We start from the raw sequence: 6,596 nt of genomic DNA on the forward strand, positions 1-6,596 counted from the left end.
GTCTCCGGTGGCTTCAGGTGCGGGGGTCCGGTACCGCGAGTTCGACCAGGACACCGGACCGGCGGCGGAAGCGGCGCACCCCCGACTCCGTACAACTCTCGTCGTAGTCCCCGCCGAACTGCTGCGGGCAACTGTCGACGGCTTCCAGGGAGCGGTCCTCCGGGTCGGGCAAGAGGGTGCGCGCGTCGGGGCTGGTCTCGACGTAGCCCTGGTGCACCACGTGGATGGCGCCGACGCGACCCGTGGTCTCGGGCCACTCGATGCCGTGCCGCTCGACGGTGAGCAGGCCGAGCCTGCGGATCCACTGGCCGGGGTCGAGTCCGGATTCGTCCACGGGGTCGCCGTGCAGCGCGGCGAGGAGACCGTCGTCCGCCCGCAGCACCTGGATCACCCCGTCCTCGTCATGCACCCGTTCCACCGGCGCCGAGATCTTGCTGAGCTGCTCGAACCAGCCCCCGCCGAGCACATCCTCCGCAGAGCCCAAAAGCAGCGGCCAGCTCACCTCGTCCCCCACCGAGAACGGTGTGCCACAGCACTCCATCTGCCAGTCCGCGTAGAAGACCCGCCATCGCCCCATGTCCCCACCCTCTCCGGAACCAATGGCCGATCGCGAGACGTTTTCCGCATGAGCCCGGTACGGTCGGGCAGTCCCACCCCGTGAGCAGCAGTCCAGGGAGCCCCATGACCACCGCCGCGTACCGCCGCAGCGACCGGAGGATCAGTCCCGTCTTCGTCGGGATCGTGGCCGTCATGGCGGTGACCGGCTGGGCGGCATGGACCGGTTTCGCCGAGGTCCCCGGCGTGGCCGTGTTCCTCTTCGTGACGGCCGCGTGGATCGTCTCGCTCTGTCTGCACGAGTACGCGCACGCGCGCACCGCCCTGCACAGCGGCGACATCTCGATCGGCGCGAAGGGCTATCTGACGCTCAACCCGCTGAAGTACACGCACGCGCTGCTGAGCATCGTGCTGCCGGTGATCTTTGTGATCATGGGCGGGATCGGTCTGCCGGGCGGCGCGGTCTTCATCGAGCGGAACCGGATCCAGGGCCGCTGGAAGCACAGCCTGATCTCGGCGGCCGGCCCGCTGACCAACGTCCTCTTCGCCGTCGTCTGCACCGCACCGTTCTGGCTGCACGCCCTGGACGGCGTCCCGGACACGTTCCGTTACGCGCTGGCGTTCCTCGCGCTGCTCCAGGTCACGGCCGCGATCCTGAACTTCCTGCCGGTACCGGGCCTGGACGGCTACGGCGTGATCGAGCCCTGGCTGTCGTACAACATCCGCCGCCAGGTGGAGCCGTTCGCGCCGTTCGGGCTGCTGGCGGTGTTCGGGATCCTGTGGATTCCGTCGGTGAACATCGCGTTCTTCGACGCGATCGACACGGTTCTGAGCGGCCTGGGCATCCGCCCGGGCGAAACCGACTGCGGTCAGTGGCTGTACCGCTTCTGGCAGGAGAACAACGACGCCTGCCTCAGGTCGTGACGGACTTGTCCTTGCCCTGGCCCCGGCCGCGCCGCGCGTAGTACCAGGTCATGTTGGACGACAGGCCCGCCAGCAGCAACCAGACGACCCCCAGCCAGCTGCCCTGGACGAAGGAGACGACGGCCGCGGCGACGGAGAGGACACAGACGGCGAGCGCGTAGAGGGCGAGGCGGGGCATGGGGGCTGGCTCCTGACGGACAATGCGGACGACTTACGAGTGCTGCGCGTCCAGTGTCCCCCATGCCCGTGAGCCGCTATACGTCCGTCACCCGCAGGCCCGCGTGGGCCTTGTAGCGCCGGTTCACCGAGATCAGGTTCGCGACCAGGGACTCGACCTGGTGGGCGTTGCGCAGGCGGCCGGAGAAGACGCCGCGCATGCCCGGGATACGGCCGGCGAGGGCCTGGACCATCTCGACGTCGGCGCGCTCCTCGCCGAGGACCATCACGTCGGTGTCGATCTCCTCGATCTCCGGGTCCTGGAGGAGGACGGCCGAGAGATGGTGGAAGGCGGCGGTGACGCGTGAGTCGGGCAGCAGGGCGGCAGCCTGTTCGGCGGCACTGCCCTCCTCCGGCTTCAGCGCGTACGCGCCCTGCTTGTCGAAGCCGAGCGGGTTGACGCAGTCGACGACGAGCTTGCCCGACAGCTCCTCGCGCAGCGATTCGAGGGTCTTGCCGTGGCCCTCCCACGGTACGGCGACGATCACGATGTCGCTGCGCCGCGCGCACTCGGCGTTGTCGGCGCCCTCGACGCCGTGCCCGAGTTCCTCGGCCGCGCCCTGCGCACGCTCCGCGACCCGCGAGCCGATGATCACCTTCTGGCCGGCCCGGGCGAGCCGGTAGGCGAGTCCCTTGCCCTGGGGCCCGGTGCCGCCGAGCACGCCGACGACGAGCCCGGACACGTCGGGAAGGTCCCAGGGGTCCTTGGCGGGGGCCTTCTGTGCACTGTCACTAGAGGTCATGGGGCCGACTTTACGTGCGCGGATCGCGGCTGTGGGCGTCAGGTGAGGGCGGTCACCGGGATGCGGCGGAAGGTGATCGTCTCGTACGCGCCGAAGTCGCCCGTCTCGTAGAGGAGGCCGACGGTCCTCGCATCGACGCGTACGAGATCGGAGTACGCGGCGGGCAGCCCGTCCAGTGTGTGGGCGGGGCGCCAGGTGGTGCCGCCGTCCGTGCTGGCGCGCACGGTCATCAGGGCGCGGAAGGCGGGGTCGGCGGGGCCCGAGTAGAGGAGCAGGTCGGGGTCGCGGAGCTGCAGGAGGCTGCCCTGGACGACGGGCGTGACGAGGCCTGCCTGCGGGCGGAAGGGCTTCTCCAGGCTCTTGCCGCCGTCGCGGGAGTGGGCGTCGGCGCGGTTGCCGGGGGACGGGGAGTCGTTGCGGGTGTTGAAGTAGACACGCCCGTCGGGGAGTTCGGCCGCGGTCGTCTCGTTCACGTTGATGTAGCCGTTGGTGTTCTCGTCGATGTAGCCGAGGTACCAGGTCTCGCCGCGGTCGTCACTGAGCAGGCAGTGGCCGCTGTTGTACTTCGCTTCGGTGCCGTTGTCCGTGCCGGTGGGCGGGAGCGTGTGGTTGCCGGGGACGACGACGCGGCCGGTGGTGAGCTGGATCGCGTGCCCGGGTGTGGTGGCGTACCACCGCCAACTCGCCTTCTTCACCTGCGCCGTGATCTCCTTCGGGCTCGACCAGGTGACCCCGTCGTCGTCGCTGTGCTGCACCCAGACACGCCGCCCGTCGGCCGCCTTCACCTTGCCGCGCAGAAGGGCGTCCTCGCTCGCGGTGGCCGCGCTGCGGACGTGTACGAGGAGGACGCGGCCGGTGTCGAGGACGACGGGCGCCGGGTTGCCCGCCAGATTGTCGCCGTTCTTGGCGACGGCCTGGAGCGGACCCCAGGTGCGGCCGCCGTCCGACGACCGCTTCAGCACGATGTCGATGTTGCCGTGGTCGTGCGCGGAGTCGACCCTGCCTTCGCAGAAGGCGAGGAGCGTGCCCGCGGCCGTGGCGACGACCGCGGGGATCCGGAAGCTGGCGTAGCCTTCGCGGCCGCCGCGGAAGGGCGTGCTTGCTTCTGTCATGGGCTGGCTCCTTGTGTGACCGCTGATGCGGGCCTCTGCCCGGCTCGGGCGAATTCGTGGTGAACTCCGGGTCACGAGAGGCCGGTTGCGGCAGGATGCGTGCGCATGGATGCCGTACGGGTCGCGTTGTTGCGCGAAGTGCTCGCCGGAACCGAGTGGTTGGGGGCCACGCGGCGGTTCGCGGGGGCACTGCGGGGGTCCGTGGTGTCGTACGGGGGCGGGTTGCTGCTGGTCGGTACGGAGGAGTACGAGCCGTGGCATCTCGCCGCGCATCTCGTGGACGAGGCGGCGTGGTCGGGCACGCCGGAGCTGTCGCCGACGTTGGTGCGGCACGGGGCGCGGGAGTCCGATCCGGCCCACCTGGCGGTGGGGCTGGGGCGAATCGAGGCGGCTCGGCGGGGGGAGACGCTGCTTGTGGTGTCGCCGGGCGCGCCCGGGGCGCCGTTGCTGGAGCGGGTGCATGACGCGCGGCGGGCCGGGGCGACGGTGCTGGCGCTGTCCGCGGGGGATGCCGCGGGGGACCGTGAGCTGCCGGCCCTGGCCCACGAGTCGCTCGCGGTGCCGGCCGAGCCCAAGCTCGATCTCGATACCGTGCAGCATCTTGTCAGCGCGGCGGCCGGGGAGAACGCGCTGCCGTCGCCGCGGGGGCGGCGGCGGTTCCGTGACCGGTTGTCACGGCTCGCGGATCAGTTGACGGCTCCGCCGTCTGCGCGGTGGTAGCTCGCGTCCGCCTTCGTCTTCGGATGAGGGGGGTCTCGCCGCTTCGCGGCCCTTTCCCGCCCGTCCATCCGACTCGGTTTCCCTTGCCGCTTGCGGCGGACAACACGCGTCGCCTCGAGGCGACGTTTCGGCCTGAACGGCCTCGTTCTCTCGCCCACGTTCTCGGCTTCGCTCGACCAGGGGCACCCCATGACAGGCTGGAAGAGTGCCGACCGGGCCGGAAAGCGTTCACGCCGTCAGCGGGAACTCTTCCCCGAGGGCTCGAAAGACCGCCGTGTTCAGGGCGAACGCCCGCTTGCACTCCCCGATGATGCGCTGCTTCTCCAGGTCGTCGGCCTGGACTCCATCCAGGAGCTCGCGGTAACTCCGCTTGAACGCGGCCGGGTTGGCGATGTCCTGGAAGACGTAGAAGCGGACGCCGTCGCCCTTGCGGGCGAAGCCCCAGGTCCGCTCGGCCCTGCTGCGGATGATCTGGCCGCCTGAGAGGTCGCCGAGGTAGCGGGTGTAGTGGTGGGCGACATAGCCGCCGGGCCACTTCCGGGCGCACTCGGTGACGCGGGCCGCGTAGGCCCGGGTCGCGGGCAAGGCGGTGAGCGTCGCGCGCCAGTCGGGGCCCCGGAGATGGGCCAGGTCGCGCTCCAGGGCCGCGCGGCGCAACAGCTCGGGCCGCACGAAGGGCCCGGCCACCGGATCGGCCGCCAAGTGCTCGGTGTCCGCCTCCAACGCCTCGTACACGAACCACAGTTGCTCGGTGTAGCGCGCGTACGCCTCGATGCCCAGCCGGCCGCCGAGCAGGTCGCTCATGAACGTCGAGGCCTCCGCCTCCGTGTGCTGCTCGTGCGAGGCGGTGCGGATGAGTGCCGAGAAGGAGGTGCTCGACCTGTCCGTCGCGTTCATGATGCCTCCGGGGCCGAAGAGGGGACGAGAGCCGCCACAATCTTCTGTGGTTAGGCTTACCTAAGTCAATGAGTTCCCGACATCCTGTCGGTAAAACCGTACCCCGATTTCCGGTCAAGCCCACATGCGAAAGCCCGCCCTGTGGACAAGGCGGGCTTTCGCATGTACGAGGGTCCTGCGAGGGACTACGGCAAGGTCAGGATCTCCGCCCCGCTGTCCGTCACCACCAAGGTGTGCTCGAACTGGGCCGTACGCTTCCGGTCCTTCGTCACGACGGTCCAGCCGTCGTCCCACATGTCGTACTCGTGCGTGCCGAGCGTGAGCATGGGCTCGATGGTGAAGGTCATCCCAGGCTGGATGACGGTCGTCGCGTGCGGGCTGTCGTAGTGCGGAATGATCAGCCCGGAGTGGAAGGACGAGTTGATCCCGTGGCCGGTGAAGTCCCGCACCACCCCGTACCCGAACCGCTTCGCGTACGACTCGATGACGCGCCCGATGATGTTGATCTGGCGGCCGGGCCTGACCGCCTTGATGGCGCGGTTGAGGGACTCACGGGTCCGCTCGACGAGCAGCCTGCTCTCCTCGTCGACGTCGCCGACCAGGTACGTCGCGTTGTTGTCGCCGTGCACCCCGCCGATGTACGCGGTCACGTCCAGATTGATGATGTCGCCGTCCCGCAGGACCGTGGAGTCGGGGATCCCGTGGCAGATGACCTCGTTGACGGAGGTGCACAGCGACTTGGGGAAAGCGCGATAGCCGAGGGTCGAGGGGTAGGCCCCGTGGTCGCACATGTACTCGTGCGCCACCCGGTCCAGCTCATCCGTCGTCACACCCGGCGCGATGAGCTTGGCGGCCTCGGCCATCGCCTGCGCGGCGATCCGCCCGGCGACCCGCATCGCCTCGATCGTCTCGGGCGTCTGCACCTCCGGTCCGGTGTACGGCGTGGGGGCGGGCTTGCCCACGTACTCGGGACGCCGGATGTTTCCCGGGACGGGACGGGTGGGAGAGAGCTCCCCTGGTACGAGCAGCGACTGGCCAGACATGCCAGCGAGTCTAACCAGCGGGCATGGGGGACCATGTCCGTGGCGAAAGGAGCCGGTCATGGCCCTCTTCAAGAAGCGCACCGTCGGCAAGCCCGGCGAGTGGTACTACTGCCTGGAGCACAAGAAGGTCGAGGAGGGCCCCGAGTGCCCCGGCAAGGACCGCTTCGGCCCGTACGCCTCCCGCCAGGAGGCGGAACACGCGATGGAGACCGCCCGGGAGCGGAACCTCGAGTGGGAGAACGACCCCAAGTGGCATGACGCGACGGGGGCGGCGCCGGGAGCCGAGGACGAGTCAACTTGACCCGGCCGTGAACGGCCGGGCTTGGAGGTAGCGCCCAGCTGGCTGTTGGGTGGGCTCCTCCGTCCAGACACCCCTATGGGGTGGC

General features: G+C 69.8%; 9 protein-coding genes. 3 read left to right on the forward strand and 6 right to left on the reverse strand.

Annotated elements, in window-relative coordinates; genetic code table 11:
- Positions 1–13: 13 nt before the first annotated feature.
- Positions 14–577 carry a DUF6578 domain-containing protein gene (locus ACZ4RZ_RS10945; RefSeq protein WP_467743653.1) on the reverse strand — a complete coding sequence of 188 codons (564 nt, stop codon included), beginning with the start codon at positions 575–577 and terminating at the stop codon, positions 14–16.
- Positions 578–681: 104 nt separating this feature from the next.
- On the opposite strand from ACZ4RZ_RS10945, the gene ACZ4RZ_RS10950 reads away from it, so the two are divergent.
- Positions 682–1,479 carry a site-2 protease family protein gene (locus ACZ4RZ_RS10950; RefSeq protein ID WP_467743654.1) on the forward strand — a complete coding sequence of 266 codons (798 nt, stop codon included), beginning with the start codon at positions 682–684 and terminating at the stop codon, positions 1,477–1,479.
- Here the strand turns inward: ACZ4RZ_RS10950 and ACZ4RZ_RS10955 are convergent.
- The 3 genes from ACZ4RZ_RS10955 to ACZ4RZ_RS10965 all read right to left on the reverse strand — a co-directional run bounded on the left by ACZ4RZ_RS10955 (position 1,469) and on the right by ACZ4RZ_RS10965 (position 3,550).
- Positions 1,469–1,657 carry a hypothetical protein gene (locus tag ACZ4RZ_RS10955; RefSeq protein WP_467743655.1) on the reverse strand — a complete coding sequence of 63 codons (189 nt, stop codon included), beginning with the start codon at positions 1,655–1,657 and terminating at the stop codon, positions 1,469–1,471. The genes ACZ4RZ_RS10950 and ACZ4RZ_RS10955 overlap by 11 nt on opposite strands.
- A 76-nt stretch (positions 1,658–1,733) precedes the next feature.
- Positions 1,734–2,438, reverse strand: a complete 705-nt coding sequence (gene npdG, locus ACZ4RZ_RS10960; protein ID WP_467743656.1) for an NADPH-dependent F420 reductase — start codon at positions 2,436–2,438, stop codon at positions 1,734–1,736.
- Between the two features lie 38 nt (positions 2,439–2,476).
- Positions 2,477–3,550, reverse strand: coding sequence for a sialidase family protein (locus tag ACZ4RZ_RS10965; protein ID WP_467743657.1), 1,074 nt, complete (start codon positions 3,548–3,550; stop codon positions 2,477–2,479).
- Positions 3,551–3,655: 105 nt separating this feature from the next.
- On the opposite strand from ACZ4RZ_RS10965, the gene ACZ4RZ_RS10970 reads away from it, so the two are divergent.
- Complete coding sequence (locus tag ACZ4RZ_RS10970; protein ID WP_467743658.1) at positions 3,656–4,270, forward strand: hypothetical protein; 615 nt, start codon at positions 3,656–3,658, stop codon at positions 4,268–4,270.
- A 228-nt stretch (positions 4,271–4,498) separates the two neighbouring features.
- Here ACZ4RZ_RS10970 and ACZ4RZ_RS10975 read toward each other — a convergent pair whose 3' ends face one another.
- Together ACZ4RZ_RS10975 and map are read right to left on the reverse strand one after the other, a co-directional pair.
- Positions 4,499–5,167, reverse strand: coding sequence for a biliverdin-producing heme oxygenase (locus ACZ4RZ_RS10975; RefSeq protein ID WP_467743659.1), 669 nt, complete (start codon positions 5,165–5,167; stop codon positions 4,499–4,501).
- 185 nt (positions 5,168–5,352) lie between these two features.
- Positions 5,353–6,210: a type I methionyl aminopeptidase gene (map, locus tag ACZ4RZ_RS10980; RefSeq protein ID WP_467743660.1), complete on the reverse strand. Its 858-nt coding sequence runs from the start codon at positions 6,208–6,210 to the stop codon at positions 5,353–5,355.
- A 58-nt stretch (positions 6,211–6,268) separates the two neighbouring features.
- On the opposite strand from map, the gene ACZ4RZ_RS10985 reads away from it, so the two are divergent.
- Complete coding sequence (locus ACZ4RZ_RS10985; protein ID WP_467743661.1) at positions 6,269–6,511, forward strand: hypothetical protein; 243 nt, start codon at positions 6,269–6,271, stop codon at positions 6,509–6,511.
- Positions 6,512–6,596: the final 85 nt, after the last annotated feature.

Source organism: Streptomyces sp. NPDC027189, from assembly GCF_055566975.1.